The sequence below is a fragment of the Ochrobactrum sp. SSR genome, assembly GCF_030067775.1.
Lineage (GTDB): Bacteria > Pseudomonadota > Alphaproteobacteria > Rhizobiales > Rhizobiaceae > Brucella > Brucella teleogrylli.
This window is the reverse complement of sequence record NZ_CP125969.1, coordinates 1,037,735-1,057,487: the sequence shown is the minus strand read 5'-3', so window position 1 is coordinate 1,057,487 and position 19,753 is coordinate 1,037,735. Positions and strand designations below refer to the sequence as shown.

The window sequence follows — 19,753 nt, the reverse complement described above, 5'->3', positions numbered from 1 at the left end:
GGCTTTTTTGCATCAGCTCATGCCGAGATAGCGGCCCGGCTTGTGATTGATCGCGATGATGAGGTTCATCGCCACTGCGCCCAGCAGGGACAGCGCCATGTTCTGCCACGGGATGAAGAACAGTGATGCCAGCATGATCACCAGATCAAGGCCGAGCTGAAACCAGCCCGCCCGAATTTTATAAGCGTCCTGGAGATAGAGCGCCAGAATATTGACGCCGCCGACGCCGGAGCGGTGGCGGAAAAGTGCCAACACACCCATTCCCATCAAGGTGCCGCCCATCAGCGCTGCAAACAGCGGATTGACCGTGCTGAAATCGACGCTCTGCGGTATAAGCCAGGCAAAACCCGACAACATGCCGACCGCAACGAAGGTGCGGATCGTGAATGGCCATCCCATGCGCCGGATGGCAAAATAATAGAAAGGCAGGTTGATCAGGAAATAGAGCAGGCCGAAATTTGTGCCCGTCGCATATTGAATGAGAAGGGCGATACCGGCGGTGCTGCCGGTCATCAACGTTGCATGGCTGTAGAGATTGATGCCGAGCGCGATGAACGACGTGCCAATGAGCATGGCCATCGCGTCTTCGTAGAGGCGATGACGGTCGTGGCTCATTGTATTGGGCACACCGGCAAGCGGAGCGGCGCTATCTGCGATATTGGCCACGTTCGGACTCCAGCAGCGAGAGCCGGAAAACCGGCTCAAAAGTCAAAAGCCGGATTGGGTCCGGCGCTCGTTTAACAGATGATTGCGCTGTGCCGATAGGGTCATTGTTGCAATGATCGTACACGAGCGTCAAGTCTTGGGAGACGCATGGAATATAGCAGTGCCAGAGCGCCTTGGCATCATTTGCAATATTGCTATTTTACGCCTGCCTTTATTGGCTCGCTACTTTTTATGGTCGGTTTGCTTTTGTTTTGTTTCGCGACGAATGCTGTCGAGAAAAGCGTCCACTTCGCGGGGCTCGCGTAAATGGCGCTTTATCAGGCGATTTGGGGCCTCTTCCATGAATTTCAGGGCGCGAATTCGCCCATTTTTGCGATAATCGACCACCCATTTGATGAAATCCCAGTCAAAACGCTCCGGGCAGTCTAAGCCCATATCCGGTCGGGTGCGGCCATGATATTTCACGATGCGCCAGATGATCCGCCAGAGGCGACGAGCAGTTGAAATATCGAGAAAGATGAGCATGTCGGCCCGCGAGGCGCGATAGGCCATGGTATGGCTGTGATTGCCCTCAAAAACCCAGGCCTCACGGTCCGCCGCTTCCTTTGTCAGACGCGCGATTTCATCCAGCGAACGCATCACCCAGCCGGGCTGCCAGTAGATGGTGTCGATGTGGATGACCGGCAGGTCCAGCATCTGGCCCAGTTCCCGCGCCAGCGTTGATTTTCCTGAACCGGCGCCACCGATAATCATGATACGCTGTGGCATCGTCCACCGTCCTTAATGCAGTTTCTGCTTAAATAGAAAGGGGTCAATTTGATGACGTTACTATGTCGTTACTATGAAGGCGGTAACCATAACGGGCCGAAAATGATCGTTAGAAAATTTGTATTGCCAGAGCCTGTAATATTAAGCAAACGATTGACAGTCAATTTTGCCAGGAGCAATGTTGGCGCGGAAAAGGAATGAACAGGAGCAACAGGTTGGGCCTGCGTTCTTCTTAATTCCGGCATATGCTGAGGAATATAGAATCCCTGCATATGCAATAGAGATTGGTCGGGAAGCATCAATCCGGTGTCTCGCGATCCAAGGGGCCGTATTCGATAGGGAGTGACGCAATGTCCATTCGAACCATCACAGCTTTGGCAGGCACCGCCATCATTATGGGTGCAGCGGCTTTTACCTTCTCGTCGCCTGCAAGCGCGTTGACGATGAAGGAATGTAGCACCAAGTATCAGGCCGCCAAAGACGCCGGAACGCTCGGCAATCTGAAGTGGAACGACTTCCGCAAAGCGCAGTGCGGCGACGACGATACCGCAGCTGCTCCGGCGGCACCCGCCGCAGCAGCGCCAGCCGCCAAGGCTGCAAAAACGGCAGCCCCTGCCGCTGATGACAGCGCCAAGGGCCTGACGATGAAGCAGTGCAGCGCCAAATATCAGGCTGCCAAGGACGCAGGCACAGATGGTGGCGTGAAGTGGAACGATTTCCGTAAGGCCGAATGCGGCGCCGGAGCCGATCCGATTGCGCTCAGCACGGATGGCAATAGCGAACCTGCTGCACCAACCGTCGCGGCTCCAAAGGGCGTGAAGTTCCCAACTGCCGTTTCTGCGAAATATTCGAATGAATCGGCTGGCAAGGCGCGCATGCACACCTGCCTTGAGCAGTATCACGCATTGAAGGATGCCAATGCACTTGGCGGCCTGAAGTGGGTGCAGAAGGGCGGCGGCTATTACAGCCTTTGCAATGCACGCCTCAAGGGCAATTCCTGATCTAAAGCATGTCTCCCGAAGTGGGAACCAGTTTCGGGAGACATGCGTAAAAACAAAAGCTTAAAATGTGTCGCGTGAATATGACTGAACGCGACACACTTTAAGAAAAAGGGGCCGTGAGGCCCTTTATTTTTGTCGTGAAAACCAGCCGGTCAGCGCAACACCGAGCCAGCCAAGAATCATCAGGCTTCCGCCTGTCGGCGCGGCAAGGGGAAACAGCCGATTGCCGGTGATATCGCGCATGAAAAGATCACCGCAGAAGAGTGCAAGGCCTACGACCAGAAGTGCGCCGCCGATCATGGCTGCGCGGCTTGCAGGTGCCAATAGGGCCAGCACGAGCAGGGCTGGCGCGTGCCCCAGAAGCAAAGGTGCTATGCTGCCGAGGTGGTTTTCACCCCCATGGGCAGCGCCCGCATAGGCAGCAATTGCTAGCGCGCCGCAAAGGCCACCGAGCGTGCTGAAAAGAACGTTATAGGGTCTGCCATTCAATAAACTGGACATGATGGCTCGCTGTTCAAACGGTTTCGGTGCTTTTGACGGACTGGCGGGCATCTTCCAATGCGCCGGGCAGGGCGGCTTCGAAGACATCCAGCTGCTCTTCGATTCCCACGCTCACGCGAATGCAGCGGTCGAGAACCGGTGCGCCGGGCTTACGCACGAAAACATCGCGCGCGATCAGTCCATTCATAATGGCGGAGGCGAAGGCTGCATCGCGTCCACAGTCAATAGCCACGAAATTGGTTGCCGAAGGGATGGCGCTCAAGCCATTGGCCGCGGCAATGGCAGCGATACGGTCGCGACCGGCATGGATTTTGCCGACAACGTCCTTGAGATAGGCCTGATCTTTCAGCGCTGCGATAGCTGCTGCCTGCGCGACACGGTTGACGGCGAAATGGTCGCGGATTTTGTCGAATGAGCGGATCGCTTCAGTGCTGCCGACGACATAACCGCAGCGAATGCCCGCCAAACCGTAAGCCTTGGAGAAGGTGCGCATGCGCAGAATATTTGGGCGATCTGTTTCGAAAGGTGGGAAGGCCGAATCCGGTCCGGTCTCGCAATAGGCTTCATCCAGAATGAGCATCGTCGTTTCCGGAAGCCCGTCGATGAATGACTGAATGTCGGCGCCTTCGTGCCAGGTCCCCATCGGGTTATCCGGGTTGGCCACATAGACGATGGCTGCATTCTCGCGCTTTGCAGCAGCGAGCAGGCCATCCAGATCCGATTTATCATTGCGATAAGGCACCGTCACTAACGCGCCGCCATAACCTGCGACGTGATAATTGAAGGTCGGATAGCCGCCGAGTGAGTTGATGACCTTGTCACCCTCTTGAACATACTGGCGAACGACCAGACCAAGTAGGGCGTCGACGCCAGCACCGGGCATGATATTCTCGGCTTTCAAGCCGTGATGCCCGGCGATGGTATGGCGCAGTTCGTAATTTTCCGGGTCACCATATTTCCAGACCTCTGCAGCTTCGCGCTGCATCGCTTCGATCACCGAAGGTGCTGGGCCGAAACTACTCTCATTGGCGCCAATGCGGGCCTTGAACGGTTTGCCGCGCTGCAATTCCAGCGTTTCGGGGCCGACAAACGGCACGGTTGAAGGCAGCTTTTCCACAAGAGGCGTGAGGCGGGGTGATCCCATGGCGATATCCAGTCAGCTTTCCGTCAGGCAATGAAGGCGGCTCGGTCGGGCGAGATGGTCCGCAACTGCTGCCGCATGGCCGTTCGTCCTCCCGATAATCAGGCATAGCAAGACCTGCCCGTCGGTTCCACCAGAATGGTGAGAAAGGCGTGTTTAGCGGTCCATTTGCTGGTTATTAAAATAGGTGATCAGGGTTGGCGGCATTCGTGATGTGGTCAACGCATCAATTTCATTTAGCTGAGAAAGCGCTGACGATCCCGGATTTTCAATCGGGTACTGTTGATGCGAGGTTTATTGCGATCAGCTGTGCGGCGTGTTCCGTCGTGTCGTTTTGACGAAGGCGGTCGATAAAGGTTCGAGGCGCGATAGTAGGAGGCGAGGACGCTTTTTCGGAGTGTGTTTTCAATCACTGGCCGGCTAAGGCGTGCCCGACGCAAAGCGGAAACCACAGAAGAATGCGTGGTCGTAAGGACTGAGGAATTCGCACCGCTCCATTAAGGAGGTGCGTTTCGGCTTCCGAACCGCAATGGCAGATGAGGCCGATATTAAGAGTTCCGCTTCCAGTGCTGTCGCGAGAAGAGGATGCAGTCAAATATGGAAGACATGTTTTAAGGCATTAAACCACAACTCTACGAAGGGCTGCGTCCGCGTGGAGTAATCCAATCGCGTTGTTTTTGTTTACGATTCTCGCACCGCAGCGTAATCGAAATCAGATGTGTCCCGATTTGTCCCTGTCGGCGCTCCAGACGTTGGCCGGAAATCCCTAGTGAATCTCCAGCACTTTCACACAGGAATCGAGATCATGCGTAGCCAGATGCGCATATCGCATGGTCATTTGCAGTGTCTGATGACCGAGCCACATCTGCACACGGCGGATATCGATCCCACCGCGAACGAGGCGCGAAGCACAGGTATGGCGCAGAATATGCGGTACGACCTGATCGTCAGTGCCCAGGCCGACTTCCATCTTGGCTTCGTTCCAGATCTGGCGGAACCGAACCTGATTGAGCATCGAGAATGGGCCTTTGAGGCGCTCATGTGCGATCTTCGTTGCCTTTGCAGCACGGCGGGTGAGGGGAACGGTACGGCTTCTGTTGGATTTGGTGAGCCAGAAGGTGACGCGATGGTCCTGCAAATCGTTCCAGGTCAAACCGATGGCTTCGCCAAGACGGCAGCCCGAATCAACCAGAAATACGGCAAGACGGAAACTGTCTTCGCAGCGCGATTTAATTGCGGCGAACAGGCGCTTTTCTTCTTCATATTCGAGGAAACGGATGCGTCCGACCCGTTCTTTCTGTCGGACGAACTCCGGCAGACTATAGATATCCCCCATTTTATGCGCCTTTCGCAGCAGCTTGCTCAGCGCAGCCATCTTTCTGTTGATGGTTGCATTGCTGTTGCCGCGCTCACGGAGCGTGCCAATAAGGGAATCAAGCATTTCCTGATCGAAACCTGAAAAGCGTTCGCCCTTCAGAATTTCGTCAATCTCGCCGAGAAACGACCTCACATTATACTTGTGCGAGCCGTCATCCCACAGAATGTTTATATATTTTCCCGTCAACTCGGCGATGGAGAATTTCTCTACGAGGCGATGGTTTTGGCTTCTGTCGGATGCGTAGTTCAGATTGTAGTCGATGATTGGCGCGTATTTGTCACCAGAACCGACTTTGGTTTCCCCAATAGTTATCATTTTGCGCCCCCCGGCATTCTCCGGGCTGCACAACTAATGGAATAATTTAAGAAGCACAAGATAAGTAGGCTAATTTTATGCAGAGACATGGTGCGATCCTTGTTTAAGGCCCCCCGTTTGTCCCCATCTTTCTGTTTCTCGGTAATTCCCCTCATCGCCACCGGCCGAAATCCCCATTTCGAGGCGGGTGGTTTCACAACTCTGTGAACAACGATTCTACGATTGCAGACGCCAGCGGTTTCCCGCTGGCGTCTTTCTGTTCAAGCTCGATCTGATTAGAACGAACGCTGGAAACGGACCATGCCGCCGAAAGCGTTGTCTTCGTCAACGACATTACGGTATTCGCCGCCGAACTTGGTGTAGGAAACTTCTGGCGTGATGGTGAAGCCAGGAACCAGTTCGTAAGCAACGTTGGCCGTAACTGCGGTCTTGCCCCAGTCGTCATGCGCGCCCTGAATGTTGATGACAGCCTTGTCGGTTGCCTTGAACTTCAGACCACCCCAGACAGCCCAATCGCCGCCCCACTGGCCGTACATCTGCAGCGGAGATTCTTCCGACGAGTACGCGCCCTGCAACCAAACCGAGAAACGGTCGGTGATGTTGACGTCGCCGCGAACCTTGGCAGCCCACTCTTCGATGACCGAGTCGTAAGCTACGACACCAGCGATCGAACCCCAGCCGCCTGCATATTTCAGGCCGCCAACAACGTGCGGCATGTAGCCGTCGATGGTGAAGCCGTCGTCACCCTGTTCAAGAGCGATCACAGCCGAGAAGCCGTTGCCACCGGTGAAGGTGTACGAGATCTTGCCCGTGCGATAGCCGCCAACTGCGACCACGTCATCGTTGATGACATCGCCGAGGTAACCGGTGAAGGTCTGGAATTCCGACTCATCGATACCGACCTTCAGGCCGCCGAGTTCGATATAAGCGAACTGAAGTACAACTTCAGAATCGGTGGTGCCGTATACGCCGTCTATACGCGAGTTGTTCGCGAGGTAGTTGAAGCGGGTTTCAGTGTAGGTCTTGAGTGTGCCGAGTTCGGTTTCCGAAGCGGTCGAGGTGCGGAGTGCAAAGCGAGCTGATTTGTCCCAACCTTCACGGTCTTGACCCGAATAGACGTTGTCGCCGCCCTTTACGTCGTAACGGACGTAACCATGGATGCGCAGGCAGGTTTCGGTGCCCGGGATGTAGAAGTAGCCAGCGCCGTATGCGTCGCAAACGCGAACATATTCAACGGCTTCGGGCTCTGGCGCGACGATTGCGTCGGCAGCCTGAGCGCCGGAAGCTGCAACCAGAGCTGCAGCGGAGCCGAGAAGAAGGCTCTTGATGTTCATTTCTGACCTCCAGTCAAGAATCGGAGGGAAACCAGAAAATACCTATAAATCAGTATGTTACGTATTTTCGAGATTCAAAGTGTCAAAAACGCTCGCATCGCACGGCCTGAATATGCGTCGAGAAACGGCTCAAAGAGACGATACTATCGATGATTTTGGGGAAGGAGTTGGAAAGCTGATTGCAGCTAGTGGCGGAGAGGATGGGATTCGAACCCACGAGACCCTTATGAGGTCTACTCCCTTAGCAGGGGAGCGCCTTCGACCACTCGGCCACCTCTCCGGTAAGGGCGAGATAGCCGGTACGCCGAGGCATTTCAAGCGATTTACGCAACAGCTGGTAAAATTTCCTGCGAATTACACGCATTATATATAAGGCAACCATGGTGCAGGCTTGATTTGCGGCGTTTCGGCTATGCGCTCTTCATTGGTCCGTCGCACAATCATGCCATTCAGAACATTAGAGATTCGGCCTCTCACAAGAGGAATCACCAAGTTACGGACATCCGCAGGACACTTTCTGTTCCCAGGTGGCAAATGGTGGAATCTCGACGCTGTTTTGGCGCTTAACTTAAAAAAAATCTACGTTTTCAATCGTTAAGATCGGTTAATTCGTGGTTAGGAATGTTAATAAACTCTAAAGAAGGGCCACCAAAGCTGACAATTTCGTGTCTTTTCTGCAACAACCATTCTGCATAGAGGGCTTGCCGGGGCGGGTAAGCCGTATTCGCAGTTGAAACGAGGGAACGGGCGAGTATCTTCACATCCAGAAGAAGGAGCGCTTCGGGGCGACTTTTTCACAAGGGGATGGGGACAGGTTGTCCTTCAGCCAAATCAAAATGCCCAGACCCGTTTTTAACTTTGACTGGAGGTCAGAAATGAACATCAAGAGCCTTCTTCTCGGCTCCGCTGCAGCTCTGGTTGCAGCTTCCGGCGCTCAGGCTGCCGACGCAATCGTCGCGCCAGAGCCCGAAGCCGTTGAATATGTTCGCGTTTGCGACGCATACGGCGCTGGCTACTTCTACATCCCGGGCACCGAAACCTGCCTGCGCATCCATGGTTACGTCCGTTACGACGTAAAGGGCGGCGACAACGTCTATTCCGGTCAGGACCGTGAAGGTTGGGATAAGGGCGCTCGTTTCGCGCTCCGCACCTCGACCGCTTCGGAAACCGAACTCGGCACGCTGAAGACCTTCACCGAAACCCGCTTCAACTATGCTTCGGCTAATTCGCGTGAAGACGGCGTTTATGGCTCGAACTCTTCCGACGTCGTTATGCAGTTCGCTTATATCGAACTCGGCGGCCTGAAGGTCGGTATCGATGAGTCGGAATTCCACACCTTCACCGGTTACCTCGGCGACATCATCAACGATGACGTGGTCTCTGCTGGCGCATACCGCACGGGCAAGATCTCGTACACCTTCACTGGCGGCAACGGCTTCTCGGCTGTGATCGCTCTTGAACAGGGTGCGGACAACGACGGTGGCTTTACGGGCGCTGGCGACTACGCAATCGACGGCTACATGCCACACGTTGTTGGCGGCCTGAAGTATGCTGGCGGCTGGGGTTCGATCGCTGGCGTCGTGGCTTACGACTCGGTCATCGAAGAGTGGGCTGCCAAGGTTCGTGGCGACGTCAACATCACCGACCGCTTCTCGGTTTGGTTGCAGGGTGCATACGCTTCGGAAGAAAATCCGGACCAGATGTACGGCCAGTGGGGCGGCGATTGGGCTGTCTGGGGTGGTCTGAAGTTCAAGGCAACCGACAAGGCTGTCTTCAACCTTCAGGGCGCGCATGACGATTGGGGCAAGACCGCAATTGCTGCTAACGTTGCTTACGAGCTGGTTCCTGGCTTCACCATTACGCCAGAAATCAACTACACCCGCTTCAGCAACGACTGGCGCGCCTATGACGGTGGCATCACCGAAAAGGACGCAATCGGCGGCACCATCCGCTTCCAGCGTTCGTTCTAATCCTTTACGGATTGGTTACAGGAAACCCGGCAGCTCAGCTGCCGGGTTTTTTTGTTGTTCTCTGATTCGAACGGCTCTTGCATTTGTGGAATGTCCTGTCTTTGTACGAACGAGCTATTGAAATGCGCCGCTCGGACGAAGCGGATCACAGACACGGAAGGTGAGGCGACATGAAAAGCTGGTTCTGGCCGGGGCTAACGTGGACCGCAACACTGACGGCGCTGGCGCTGTGGTTCGGCGTGGATCGTGTTCAGACCGATATTTCCAGCCGCACCTCCGAAGCGCTGGCGCCCTATGTCTGGACGGGTTTTGATATTGAAGGCCGCGATGTCACCCTGAAGGGCATCGCGCCCGACCCGGCAGCGCAAGACGCTGCACGTGCTGCATTGAGCGCTGTGTGGGGAGTAAACGATATCACCGACCTCACATCGGTTCTGCCGGCCGCGTCGCCTTATGTTTTTAAGATAGAGAAGAGCAATGACGGTTTGGTTTTCACCGGCTCTATCCCTGAAAACGCCTTGCGCGACCGGATTATGGAGGCTGCGGAAGCGGTTGCACCGGGCCTGTCGCTCGACGATGAAATGGCGCTGGCGCGCGGCAGCTGGCCACAATTTTCCGACGGTGTGCTGTTTGCGCTCTCTTTGACCAAGGGACTTGCCGGTGGCGAGATAACGATCACGGACGGATCGCTTTCGATAAAAGGGAAGGCGGCCAGTGCTGAGCAATATCGGTCGATGGCGGATATTTTGTCCAAGCCGCTGCCATTCGATTTGAAACTGGCGGCATCAGATTTGGTTGAGCCGTGATTCTGCGAATAAAATCTTCCGTTGCGGTAGGTTAATCCAGCGACTTTCCTGTTCGAAAATGACAGTTTCGCTGTTTCAATTTTTGCTTTCTTATTATGACTGACGGATTGGAATTGACCTATGAAACCCAGTGCAGGTTTTGATGCTTTATCTTGCTGAAACATTCTGGCCCGTTCTTCTCGCGGCGGTATTGATCGGGATCGTTGTCGGATGGCTGAGCGGTCGTAAATAGAGCCGCCATTGCGAGCTGTGCGGGCTTCAAAGCGAGCCTGGAGAATAAAATGCGCCGAATCGAGAGGTTAGGGCGCGTAGTACAGAATACGAGGGAAACCGATATGCCGTTGCTGATCATTCAACTGGCGATCCTTGTTGCAGTGGCGTTTATCGTCGGATGCGTTCTGGGCAGATTGTTCCGACGCAAGAACAAGGCCATGACCGACGAGGAACGCACAATCGTCGCGGCTGCGCTTTCGGCTCCAGCCGTGGATGAGAAGCCGGAGCCGGTTCAGCCCGCGCCTGTGAAAGAGGCGGTGACCGCGCCGCTCACGAAAGACAAGAAGCCCGTAAAGGCGAGCGCGCCGAAGAAAGCGCCTGTGCCGGATGCCGAAGTCGTTGGCGGGCCGCTGCCGGTGCAGCCGGTCCAACCGGAAGAACAGAGTGAGCCGGAAGATCCGGGCCGCCCGGAACTGCTGGATGCGCCGCGCGAAGGCAAAGCAGACGAACTGACCGCGATCAGCGGAATAGGCAAGGCTATTCAATCGATGCTGAATGGGCTTGGCGTCTATCATTATGACCAGATCGCAAACTGGTCGGATGAGGAAGCTGCATGGGTCGAACGTCACATCGGGTTCCCGCGCCGAATCGTGCGCGAAAACTGGATCGGCCAGGCAGAAAGGCTTGTGGAGACCACGATCAAGCCAGCGGCCAAACGGCCAGCCAGAGCCAGGAAGGCTCCAGCCAAGCCGAAGGCGAAGCCTACGAAAAAATCCGAAGCATAATCGGAACCGCTCTAGCGGCGCCCGTAAACCAGATCGGATTCGATATCGGCAGAACCGGTCAGGCGCGCTTTATAGACTTCGTAATTTTCCATCACGCGTTGCACATAATTGCGCGTTTCCGAATAGGGAATGCGCTCGATCCAATCCACGACCTCTTCAATCGACTGGCCGCGCGGATCGCCATATTTCTCGACCCATTCCGATGCGCGGCGCGGTCCGGCATTATATCCGGCGAAAGTCAGCACATAAGAACCGTTGAAACGGTCGAGCTGTTCACCCAGGAAATGTGCGCCGAGCGTCGCGTTATAGCCTGCGTCGCTCGTGAGGCGCGGTGCAGAGAAGGGCATGCCGTTGCGCGTTGCGACGCTCTTGGCGGTCGCAGGCATCAGCTGCAACAGTCCGCGTGCACCGGCCTTCGAAACTGCGCCGACATTGAACTCGCTTTCCTGACGCGCGATGGCATAGGCAAGCGCCTTGCCCGAGCCGCTGATATTGGCGCTGGCCGGAATGGCGCCGAGCGGATGCGAAAGCGCACCCACATCCAGCCCGCGCAGGGCTGCGGTTTTGCCGACACGCAGTGCCAGATAATGGTTCTCGTTGCGCTCTGCCATGACGGCCAGCAAAGCCAGTTCGCCGACACTGTCGAGTTCCTGCGAAAGCTGCGTATAGATGGATGTCGCCTTGGTGGCATAACCGATTTGTTCGAGACGTTTGATGGCTTGCACCGCATGGCGGTTGGCAAAGCGCGCGCGATCCGTCTCGGTCGGCTTCGGATAGATCAGTTCCGGCGCCTTTTCATCCAGCTTGGCTGCGGAAAGCTGGCCATAGAATGTCGTGCCGAAATGGGCCGAGCGACGATAAAAATCGCGCGCATTGCCGCCGCTTCCCGCATCCGCAGCGCGTCCGAGCCAATAATAGGCGCGGGACGCGGAAATTGGACGGGCGGAGATTTCGGCAATTCTGGCGAAATGCGGTGCGGCAGTCTTGGGTTGCTTGAGCGCGCGGAGCGCATACCAGCCAGCATGAAATTCCGCTTCGGCGGCAACTGTTGGCGATTCGGCAGCGTGGGCCGCGACTACCTTATAGGCCAGTTGCGGCTTGCCGAGATCGAGCAACTCGCGCGACAGAATACGCCGTTCGGTCCACCATGCGTCCGGATCGACCAGCATGGCTGCCTGACGCGGCGCTTTCAGCATCAACTCGGTCGCGTCATCATAGCGCTCAGTGCGACGCAGATAGCGAATCTTCAAAAACTGATAGGCCGCATTCGCCTGCCACGAACGGTCCACGGCGGCAATCGTCGCCGCTGCGGTGGGCGATTTCTGCGAGACGGCTGCAAAAGCATTATACAGCGACTGGGCTTGCGCGGGACCGGCAAGCAGTTTTGCCGATGCCATACGGTCATTATAGATCGCGCGCAGAAAACGCCGCTGATGGTCTTCCCGTGTCAGGATGCCGTTGAATTCCTTCAGCACTTTCTGCTCGTCTTCAGACGAGAGGCGCTGCGTTGCCCACCAGGGAGACAGGAGTTCGCGGGCTTTGCCGGGATTGCCGATACCGACATAGGCGCGAGCGAGCACGATCATGCCTTCGGTAGTCACCGGGCGACGGCTGCCAAATGCCGCCATGACGGTTCCCGCGGGCGGGATTTCCTTGAATAGGGCGCGTTCAGAATTGCGCTGAAGTGTGGAAATGCCGGGCCAGCCGGGCAGTTCGGCAGTCGCAGCGGCGATTTCGCTGCTGGTGACGCCTTCGACGCCCGAGGTCGCAATGGCCCAGGTCAGAATCTGCCGGTCGAGCGAACCGCGTGGCATGCCGTTGCGAAAGGCAACCGCACTTGCAACATCTTTCGAATAAAGCGCATCAAGCCCGCTTTTCAGCGTGCCGCCAATGGCCGCCGGATTTTCCACGCGGCTGAATGACGAGGTGATAACCGGATCGGGCGGGGTGGGACGCGGCGTTGGCGTCACGAGATTCATCGGCGACGCCGGAGACGGTGCTGCGGCAGGCGCAAACGGGCGCGCGAGTGGGGTCGGCACTTGGGTCGGCAGTGACGACTGCGCAAACGACGCTGACGGCTGCACGGCAACCGCAATAAGGCATCCTGCAAGCAGGGCTTTTCGTCTGATACTGATCGCTACGACTTCTTTAGACATCCGCACTCTGAAACAAAAATCCGGCCAGCCGGGACTTGGTTGCTGCAAAATATGTTAGCAAAATTCGGCTTTTGTTAGCCTTTCATTTCGCCCGCATATTTTGTCGTCAAGGATAGGCCCCAAGGAATGAAACTATGATTAATAAAAGCTTTATAAGATAGTGCAAACGGCGACGAAACGGCCATGCGGAATACCGGGCTTTACGGGCTGTCGGGATGAGCGAAGATAACATTGGAATAAAGCCGGAATTTTCGTCGCAAATCTGCCGTAATACCCCTGTTTTCCGCTTGCAATGTGCTTGCTCCATTCGTGCTGCAAGACTATTGTTCAACGCCTCCGCAAACCGCATATGAGGTCGAGCGCCCCTGCGGTTTGAGGTTCTGTCTATCTTTTTCAGGAGTTACTGATGCTGAAGGGCTCAATTACCGCGCTTGTCACGCCATTCGATCGTGAAGGAGCGTTCGATGAAAAAGCTTTTCGTGCATTCGTTGACTGGCAGATAAAAGAGGGCACCAAAGGTCTCGTTCCCGTTGGCACCACCGGCGAAACGCCGACGCTTTCCCATGACGAGCACAAGCGCGTCATCGAGGTTTGCATCGAGGTGGCCGCCGGTCGCGTGCCGGTTATTGCGGGTGCCGGTTCGAACAATACTGTCGAGGCGATTGAACTCGCGCAGCATGCCGAAAAGGCTGGCGCCGACGCCGTGCTGGTAGTTACACCTTATTACAATAAGCCGACCCAGCGTGGACTTTACGAACATTTCTCGCAGGTTGCGCGTTCGATCTCCATTCCGCTCATCATCTACAATATTCCGGGCCGTTCGGTCATCGACATGACGCCGGAAACGATGGGCGCTCTGGTGCGCGATCACAAGAACATCATCGGTGTGAAGGATGCGACCGGCAAGATCGAGCGCGTTTCAGAACAGCGTGGCACCTGCGGCAAGGATTTCATCCAGCTTTCGGGCGAGGATGCGACCGCGCTCGGCTTCAACGCCCATGGCGGGGTAGGGTGCATTTCGGTGACGTCAAACATCGCGCCGCGTCTATGCGCCGAGTTTCAGGATGCCTGCCAGGCTGGCGATTTCGCCAAGGCGCTGGAACTGCAGGACCGTCTGATGCCGCTGCACAAGGCGCTGTTCATCGAGCCGAACCCGTCTGGCCCGAAATATGCGTTGTCGCGTCTTGGACGCGTCGAAAACAGCCTGCGCTCGCCAATGGTGCAGGTCGAAGCTTCGACGGCGGAGAAGATCGATCACGCCATGAAGCATGCAGGTCTCATCAACTAAACAGGCATTCGCGTGGCTGCTCGTTAAAAGAATTGCAAGCTGCTGATTTTTACGCTCCCGCCGTCGCGGGAGCGTTTTCATTTTAAATGCAACACATTATATAGTGCAGTTATGAACAAGCCGAAGAATTCCCCTGCACGCAAGATCATCGCGGAAAACCGCAAGGCGCGCTTCAATTTCGAGATTTTGGACACGCTCGAGGCTGGTCTGGTTTTGACCGGCACCGAGGTGAAGTCCCTGCGCGCCAATCAATCGAATATCGCTGAAAGCTATGCCAGCTTCGAGAATGGCGAGTTCTGGCTGATCAACTCTTATATTCCGGAATATACGCAGGGCAATCGCTTCAACCACGAGCCGCGCCGTTTGCGGAAGCTTCTGGTGAGCAGCCGCGAAGCATCGCGCCTGTTCAACTCCGTATCGCGCGACGGTATGACGGTCGTTCCGTTGAAGCTCTATTTCAACGATCGCGGACGCGCGAAGCTGGAACTGGCCGTGGCGCGCGGTAAAAAGAATCATGACAAGCGCGAGACGGAAAAGAAGCGCGATTGGGGCCGCGAAAAGGCCCGCTTGCTCCGCGACCGGGGCTGATCGCATTCCAAAGAAAAAGAGCGCCGTCAGGCGCTCTTTTTGATTCAGGTAGAAAAGTGGATTATTCGTCGGGAGGGCTCAAAATTCATGCTGGTGCATGGATCGAACCCTGACCGATATCAATAATTCTCTTCGAGATCGTCGTCCTGGCGGCGTGGCGCGCGCTCCGAAGGATCGCGACCGATTTCAGCCTTCAGCGAAACAAGATCGATGAAATGATCGGCCTGACGGCGCAGTTCGTCGGAGATCATCGCGGGCTGGGTCGTCAGCGTCGAAACGACGGAAACCTTGCGGCCCTTGCGCTGCAGGGCTTCTGCGAGCGAACGGAAATCGCCGTCGCCGGAGAAGATGACGAAATGATCAACCGTGTCGGTGAGCTGCATGGCATCGACGGTGAGTTCGATGTCCATATTGCCCTTTACCTTGCGGCGACCCGTCGAATCGGTGAATTCCTTGGCGGCCTTGGTGACCACCTTGTAACCGTTATAATCCAGCCAGTCGATCAGTGGGCGGATCGAGGAATATTCCTGATCTTCAACAAGCGCCGTATAATAATAAGCGCGCAGCAAATAACCGCGCTTCTGAAACGCCTTCAGAAGCTTGCGGTAATCGATGTCAAAGCCCAGAGTCTTGGATGCTGCGTATAAATTGGCGCCGTCAATAAAAAGCGCAATTTTTTCACGAGAATCGAACATCGTGCAATATATCCACTCTACAGCCTAACGGGAGTGTGGACCGTCGACCGCGTATTCAGATTTGTTTCACAAACGTCGGCTGGCGAAATATTTCTACCAATAGCGTTTATAGCGTTTCTAAGGACATATTATAGAAAAACAAGCAACCATAGGTTGTTATTTTAGTGAGCTAATTTACCTAATGTAGCAATTTCGATATGGGAACGAATTTTGGTCTGCTTAATATTGTTCCATTTTGAAATGCGATGAGATATTATGCGGTATATCGTTAAAAATCGAGGGTATATGAACGGATTAAGGCTATTTAACGCCTGTAATCCCGCTTTGGCTTGTAATTTCGCCCGACAGGCGTTATGTGCTGAAAAAAAATCCGTTTAAAGTTCGAAAATGAAAGGGACCGTGTATGGCCCGCGTCACTGTTGAGGACTGCGTAGACAAAGTCGAGAACCGATTCGAGCTGGTTCTGCTCGCCGGTCATCGCGCCCGCCAGATTTCCCAGGGCGCTTCGATCACTGTCGACCGCGACAATGATAAGAACCCCGTCGTTGCGTTGCGCGAAATCGCCGACGAAACGCTTTCGCCGGACGATCTGAAGGAAGACCTGATCCACTCGCTGCAGAAGCATGTGGAAGTGGATGAGCCGGAAGCTGCTGCTCCTGCCCAGATCACGTCGTCGTCCGACGAACTGGCTGAAGGCATTGCCGATGCTGCCGAGGAAGACATTGTGTCTTTCGACCGCATGTCGGAAGAAGAGCTTCTGGCCGGTATCGAAGGTCTGGTCGCTCCGGAAAAGAACGACGACTTCTAATCCGCTATCGGGTTGCCTTTTTATACACGCGCTGCGGCTCATCAGGCCGCGGCGCGTATTTTTACGCGCGTGAACATAAAATGATCGCTGCGGCGGCTTGCAGGAAATTGATTTCTGTCTGAAATTAATCCTGTTGGCAGAAAGTCGGTGCTAAAGCTCGCAAAACACTCGATAATTTGCGAAGTTGTGCTCGATTGGGGTGTCATTGTTTTGCGGCGTGGCCGCGAACCGCCCGGCGTTGGTTTGAGGGAGTTGTCGTAGATGATGCGCCAGTATGAGCTTGTGGAGCGTGTGCAGCGATACAAGCCGGATGTTAACGAGGCGCTTCTCAACAAGGCATATGTCTATGCCATGCAGAAACATGGCAGCCAGAAACGTGCTTCCGGCGACCCTTATTTCTCTCATCCTCTCGAAGTCGCGGCCATCCTCACGGACATGCATCTGGATGAGGCGACGATCGCCATCGCGCTTCTGCACGACACCATCGAAGACACCACCGCGACCCGTCAGGAAATCGACCAGCTGTTCGGACCGGAAATCGGCAAGCTCGTCGAAGGACTGACCAAGCTCAAGAAGCTCGATCTGGTTTCCAAGAAGGCCGTGCAGGCGGAAAACCTGCGCAAGCTGCTTCTGGCCATCGCCGAAGATGTGCGCGTGCTTCTGGTCAAGCTTGCCGACCGTCTGCACAATATGCGCACGCTCGGCGTCATGCGCGAGGACAAGCGCCTGCGCATTGCCGAAGAAACCATGGATATCTATGCGCCGCTCGCTGGCCGCATGGGTATGCAGGACATGCGCGAAGAGCTGGAAGAGCTGGCCTTCCGCTATATCAATCCCGATGCATGGCGCGCGGTTACGGACCGTCTGGCTGAACTTCTAGAGAAAAACCGCGGTCTCCTGCAGAAGATCGAAAAGGACCTGTCCGAGATTTTCGAGAAGAACGGCATCAAGGCCAGTGTCAAAAGCCGCCAGAAGAAGGCGTGGTCGGTGTTCCGCAAGATGGAAACCAAGGGCCTGTCCTTCGAACAGCTGTCCGACATTTTCGGCTTCCGTGTCATGGTTGATACGGTGCAGGATTGCTATCGGGCGCTGGGGCTGATCCATACGACGTGGTCGATGGTGCCGGGGCGGTTCAAGGATTATATCTCAACGCCGAAGCAAAACGACTATCGTTCGCTGCACACCACCATTATCGGTCCGTCACGCCAGCGTATCGAACTGCAAATCCGCACCCGTGCGATGGATGAAATTGCCGAGTTCGGTGTGGCGGCGCATTCGATCTATAAGGATCGCGGCAGCGCCAACAATCCGCACGCGATCTCGACGGAAACCAACGCTTATGCCTGGCTGCGCCAGACCATCGAGCAGCTTTCCGAAGGCGATAATCCGGAAGAGTTTCTGGAACATACCAAGCTGGAGCTGTTTCAGGATCAGGTTTTTTGTTTCACGCCGAAGGGCCGCCTGATTGCACTGCCACGCGGTGCGACGCCGATCGATTTCGCCTATGCCGTGCACACCGATATTGGTGACAGCTGTGTTGGCGCCAAGGTCAATGGCCGCATCATGCCGCTGATGACCGAGCTGAAGAACGGTGACGAAGTGGATATCATCCGCTCCAAGGCGCAGGTGCCGCCTGCGGCCTGGGAATCTCTGGTTGCGACCGGCAAGGCGCGCGCTGCGATCCGCCGTGCGACCCGCTCCGCCGTGCGCAAGCAATATTCCGGCCTCGGCATGCGTATTCTCGAACGCGCTTTCGAGCGCGCCGGAAAGCCATTCAGCAAGGATATCCTGAAACCGGGCCTGCCGCGTCTGGCGCGAAAGGATGTGGAAGACGTGCTGGCCGCCGTCGGGCGCGGCGAACTGCCGTCCACCGATGTGGTGAAGGCCGTTTATCCAGACTATCAGGATACGCGTGTCACAACGCAGAACAACCCCGCCAAGACCGGCGAAAAAGGCTGGTTCAACATTCAAAATGCTGCCGGGATGATCTTCAAGGTTCCCGAAGGCAGTGAAGGCTCCGAGGCCGATAAGGGCAAGGATCAGGAAACCGCGACGAAGCCGGGCAAGCGTGCTCTGCCAATCCGTGGCACCAATTCCGATCTGCCGGTGCGTTTTGCGCCGGAAGGCGCGGTGCCGGGTGACCGTATCGTCGGCATTCTCCAGCCGGGCGCCGGTATCACCATTTACCCGATCCAGTCACCGGCGCTGACCGCCTATGACGATCAGCCGGAACGCTGGATCGATGTGCGTTGGGATATCGATGAGACGATGCATGAGCGCTTTCCGGCCCGCGTTAGCGTCTCGGCGATCAATTCACCGGGCTCATTGGCGGAAATCGCCCAGATTGTTGCGGCCAACGACGCCAATATTCACAATCTCTCCATGGTGCGCACCGCACCGGACTTTACCGAAATGATCATCGACGTCGAGGTGTGGGACTTGAAACACCTCAACCGCATCATTTCCCAATTGAAAGAAAGCGCGAGCGTCAGCGGCGCCAAGCGCGTGAACGGATAGGACCAAAATGAACACCGAAGGCGTGCTTGCCGTCTTCCGCGAAGCGGGAGCGATCCTCGAAGGCCATTTCATTCTCACTTCCGGCCTTCGCAGCCCTATTTTCCTTCAGAAGGCGCGTGTGTTCATGCATGCCGACAAGACGGAAAAGCTGTGCAAGGCGCTGGCAGAAAAGATCAAGACGGCCAATCTCGGTCCCATCGACTATGTGGTCGGGCCGGCCATTGGCGGTCTTATCCCGTCCTATGAAACGTCGCGCCATCTGGGTGTGCCGTCGGTCTGGGTCGAACGCGAAAACGGCGTTTTCCGCCTGCGCCGCTTCGATGTGCCCAAGGGCGCGCGCGTGGTGATCGTGGAAGATATCGTGACGACCGGCCTGTCGATCCGCGAAACCATCGACTGCATGAAAGAGCTCGGCATCGAGGTTGTTGCTGCGGCCTGCATCGTTGACCGGTCGGCGGGCAAGGCTGATGTTGGCACCAAGCTGATCGCGCTTGCGGAATATGAAGTGCCAGCTTACCCCGCCGATAATCTGCCGCCGGAACTGGCGGCAATCCCGGCCATCAAGCCGGGCAGCCGCAATATTTGACGGTTATTTCTTGCCGGGAAGTTCTTTAGAAACGTTGTATATTAAAAGACTTTCTGGCTGGATATAATATAAGTGTTGATGCCGCAGGGCTATTAAAGCTCTGCGGTGAGATTCCCCTTTACGTGGGGCCTTTTATTTACGTAATCTAGATGGTTGATAGAAGAGTCCGATCAGTTCTCGCCGACAGGAATCCATCGTGGCTGTAGCACCTTTAGTTTTCGATCCGAAATCGCCTTT

General features: G+C 55.7%; 17 protein-coding genes and 1 tRNA gene. 9 read left to right on the top strand and 9 right to left on the bottom strand.

Going from position 1 to position 19,753, the window contains the following annotated elements; translation table 11 throughout:
* Window positions 1-12: 12 nt before the first annotated feature.
* Together QLQ11_RS05085 and QLQ11_RS05080 are read right to left on the bottom strand one after the other, a co-directional pair.
* A complete protein-coding gene (locus QLQ11_RS05085; protein WP_109368627.1) occupies window positions 13-666 on the bottom strand; it encodes a YitT family protein in 654 nt (217 codons plus the stop codon).
* A 222-nt stretch (window positions 667-888) separates the two neighbouring features.
* Window positions 889-1,434: a DNA topology modulation protein FlaR gene (locus QLQ11_RS05080; protein WP_109368628.1), complete on the bottom strand. Its 546-nt coding sequence runs from the start codon at window positions 1,432-1,434 to the stop codon at window positions 889-891.
* Window positions 1,435-1,784: 350 nt separating this feature from the next.
* Here QLQ11_RS05080 and QLQ11_RS05075 point away from each other — a divergent pair, with 350 nt between their 5' ends.
* Window positions 1,785-2,435 carry an antifreeze protein gene (locus tag QLQ11_RS05075; RefSeq protein WP_109368629.1) on the top strand — a complete coding sequence of 217 codons (651 nt, stop codon included), beginning with the start codon at window positions 1,785-1,787 and terminating at the stop codon, window positions 2,433-2,435.
* 126 nt (window positions 2,436-2,561) lie between these two features.
* On the opposite strand, the gene QLQ11_RS05070 is transcribed toward QLQ11_RS05075, so the two are convergent.
* The 5 genes from QLQ11_RS05070 to QLQ11_RS05050 form a co-directional block, all read right to left on the bottom strand.
* Window positions 2,562-2,936: a DUF423 domain-containing protein gene (locus QLQ11_RS05070; protein ID WP_109368630.1), complete on the bottom strand. Its 375-nt coding sequence runs from the start codon at window positions 2,934-2,936 to the stop codon at window positions 2,562-2,564.
* A 13-nt stretch (window positions 2,937-2,949) separates the two neighbouring features.
* Entirely contained in the window at window positions 2,950-4,080 is a 1,131-nt protein-coding gene (locus tag QLQ11_RS05065) for a pyridoxal phosphate-dependent aminotransferase (RefSeq protein ID WP_121535549.1), read from the bottom strand.
* A 763-nt stretch (window positions 4,081-4,843) separates the two neighbouring features.
* Entirely contained in the window at window positions 4,844-5,770 is a 927-nt protein-coding gene (locus QLQ11_RS05060; protein WP_109368632.1) for a site-specific integrase, read from the bottom strand.
* Window positions 5,771-6,045: 275 nt separating this feature from the next.
* Window positions 6,046-7,104 carry a porin gene (locus QLQ11_RS05055; protein WP_121535552.1) on the bottom strand — a complete coding sequence of 353 codons (1,059 nt, stop codon included), beginning with the start codon at window positions 7,102-7,104 and terminating at the stop codon, window positions 6,046-6,048.
* A gap of 189 nt (window positions 7,105-7,293) precedes the next feature.
* Window positions 7,294-7,384: transfer RNA gene (locus QLQ11_RS05050), tRNA-Ser, on the bottom strand.
* Between the two features lie 595 nt (window positions 7,385-7,979).
* On the opposite strand from QLQ11_RS05050, the gene QLQ11_RS05045 reads away from it, so the two are divergent.
* The 3 genes from QLQ11_RS05045 to QLQ11_RS05035 all read left to right on the top strand — a co-directional run bounded on the left by QLQ11_RS05045 (window position 7,980) and on the right by QLQ11_RS05035 (window position 10,878).
* Window positions 7,980-9,074: a porin gene (locus QLQ11_RS05045; protein WP_121535555.1), complete on the top strand. Its 1,095-nt coding sequence runs from the start codon at window positions 7,980-7,982 to the stop codon at window positions 9,072-9,074.
* Window positions 9,075-9,244: 170 nt separating this feature from the next.
* A complete protein-coding gene (locus tag QLQ11_RS05040) occupies window positions 9,245-9,880 on the top strand; it encodes a BON domain-containing protein (RefSeq protein ID WP_283735780.1) in 636 nt (211 codons plus the stop codon).
* Window positions 9,881-10,215: 335 nt separating this feature from the next.
* Window positions 10,216-10,878: a 50S ribosomal protein L21 gene (locus QLQ11_RS05035; RefSeq protein ID WP_283735781.1), complete on the top strand. Its 663-nt coding sequence runs from the start codon at window positions 10,216-10,218 to the stop codon at window positions 10,876-10,878.
* Window positions 10,879-10,889: 11 nt separating this feature from the next.
* On the opposite strand, the gene QLQ11_RS05030 is transcribed toward QLQ11_RS05035, so the two are convergent.
* Window positions 10,890-13,034, bottom strand: a complete 2,145-nt coding sequence (locus QLQ11_RS05030) for a lytic transglycosylase domain-containing protein (protein WP_283735782.1) — start codon at window positions 13,032-13,034, stop codon at window positions 10,890-10,892.
* Window positions 13,035-13,440: 406 nt separating this feature from the next.
* Here QLQ11_RS05030 and dapA point away from each other — a divergent pair, with 406 nt between their 5' ends.
* Entirely contained in the window at window positions 13,441-14,322 is an 882-nt protein-coding gene (gene dapA, locus QLQ11_RS05025) for a 4-hydroxy-tetrahydrodipicolinate synthase (protein WP_109368638.1), read from the top strand.
* A gap of 111 nt (window positions 14,323-14,433) precedes the next feature.
* Window positions 14,434-14,910: an SsrA-binding protein SmpB gene (smpB, locus tag QLQ11_RS05020; RefSeq protein WP_109368639.1), complete on the top strand. Its 477-nt coding sequence runs from the start codon at window positions 14,434-14,436 to the stop codon at window positions 14,908-14,910.
* Window positions 14,911-15,029: 119 nt separating this feature from the next.
* Here the strand turns inward: smpB and QLQ11_RS05015 are convergent, their stop codons facing one another.
* Entirely contained in the window at window positions 15,030-15,605 is a 576-nt protein-coding gene (locus tag QLQ11_RS05015) for an NYN domain-containing protein (protein ID WP_109368640.1), read from the bottom strand.
* A 403-nt stretch (window positions 15,606-16,008) separates the two neighbouring features.
* Here QLQ11_RS05015 and rpoZ point away from each other — a divergent pair, with 403 nt between their 5' ends.
* The 3 genes from rpoZ (at window position 16,009) to pyrE (ending at window position 19,516) form a co-directional block, all read left to right on the top strand.
* Window positions 16,009-16,413 carry a DNA-directed RNA polymerase subunit omega gene (gene rpoZ / locus QLQ11_RS05010; protein ID WP_109368641.1) on the top strand — a complete coding sequence of 135 codons (405 nt, stop codon included), beginning with the start codon at window positions 16,009-16,011 and terminating at the stop codon, window positions 16,411-16,413.
* A gap of 261 nt (window positions 16,414-16,674) precedes the next feature.
* Window positions 16,675-18,930 (top strand): bifunctional (p)ppGpp synthetase/guanosine-3',5'-bis(diphosphate) 3'-pyrophosphohydrolase, encoded by a 2,256-nt coding sequence (locus QLQ11_RS05005; RefSeq protein WP_109368642.1) that lies wholly within the window; start codon window positions 16,675-16,677, stop codon window positions 18,928-18,930.
* Between the two features lie 7 nt (window positions 18,931-18,937).
* Entirely contained in the window at window positions 18,938-19,516 is a 579-nt protein-coding gene (gene pyrE / locus QLQ11_RS05000; protein ID WP_109368643.1) for an orotate phosphoribosyltransferase, read from the top strand.
* Window positions 19,517-19,753 lie beyond the last annotated feature (237 nt).

What these genes read in the sequence shown, in the direction of transcription:
- dapA (WP_109368638.1), top strand. Translation starts at nt 13,441, where the DNA reads ATGCTGAAGGGCTCAATTACCGCGCTTGTCACGCCATTCGATCGTGAA.
- QLQ11_RS05065 (WP_121535549.1), bottom strand. Translation starts at nt 4,080, where the DNA reads ATGGGATCACCCCGCCTCACGCCTCTTGTGGAAAAGCTGCCTTCAACC.
- QLQ11_RS05015 (WP_109368640.1), bottom strand. Translation starts at nt 15,605, where the DNA reads ATGTTCGATTCTCGTGAAAAAATTGCGCTTTTTATTGACGGCGCCAAT.
- QLQ11_RS05030 (WP_283735782.1), bottom strand. Translation starts at nt 13,034, where the DNA reads ATGTCTAAAGAAGTCGTAGCGATCAGTATCAGACGAAAAGCCCTGCTT.
- QLQ11_RS05060 (WP_109368632.1), bottom strand. Translation starts at nt 5,770, where the DNA reads ATGATAACTATTGGGGAAACCAAAGTCGGTTCTGGTGACAAATACGCG.
- QLQ11_RS05035 (WP_283735781.1), top strand. Translation starts at nt 10,216, where the DNA reads ATGCCGTTGCTGATCATTCAACTGGCGATCCTTGTTGCAGTGGCGTTT.
- QLQ11_RS05070 (WP_109368630.1), bottom strand. Translation starts at nt 2,936, where the DNA reads ATGTCCAGTTTATTGAATGGCAGACCCTATAACGTTCTTTTCAGCACG.
- rpoZ (WP_109368641.1), top strand. Translation starts at nt 16,009, where the DNA reads ATGGCCCGCGTCACTGTTGAGGACTGCGTAGACAAAGTCGAGAACCGA.
- QLQ11_RS05040 (WP_283735780.1), top strand. Translation starts at nt 9,245, where the DNA reads ATGAAAAGCTGGTTCTGGCCGGGGCTAACGTGGACCGCAACACTGACG.
- QLQ11_RS05080 (WP_109368628.1), bottom strand. Translation starts at nt 1,434, where the DNA reads ATGCCACAGCGTATCATGATTATCGGTGGCGCCGGTTCAGGAAAATCA.
- smpB (WP_109368639.1), top strand. Translation starts at nt 14,434, where the DNA reads ATGAACAAGCCGAAGAATTCCCCTGCACGCAAGATCATCGCGGAAAAC.
- QLQ11_RS05075 (WP_109368629.1), top strand. Translation starts at nt 1,785, where the DNA reads ATGTCCATTCGAACCATCACAGCTTTGGCAGGCACCGCCATCATTATG.
- pyrE (WP_109368643.1), top strand. Translation starts at nt 18,938, where the DNA reads ATGAACACCGAAGGCGTGCTTGCCGTCTTCCGCGAAGCGGGAGCGATC.
- QLQ11_RS05045 (WP_121535555.1), top strand. Translation starts at nt 7,980, where the DNA reads ATGAACATCAAGAGCCTTCTTCTCGGCTCCGCTGCAGCTCTGGTTGCA.
- QLQ11_RS05055 (WP_121535552.1), bottom strand. Translation starts at nt 7,104, where the DNA reads ATGAACATCAAGAGCCTTCTTCTCGGCTCCGCTGCAGCTCTGGTTGCA.
- QLQ11_RS05005 (WP_109368642.1), top strand. Translation starts at nt 16,675, where the DNA reads ATGATGCGCCAGTATGAGCTTGTGGAGCGTGTGCAGCGATACAAGCCG.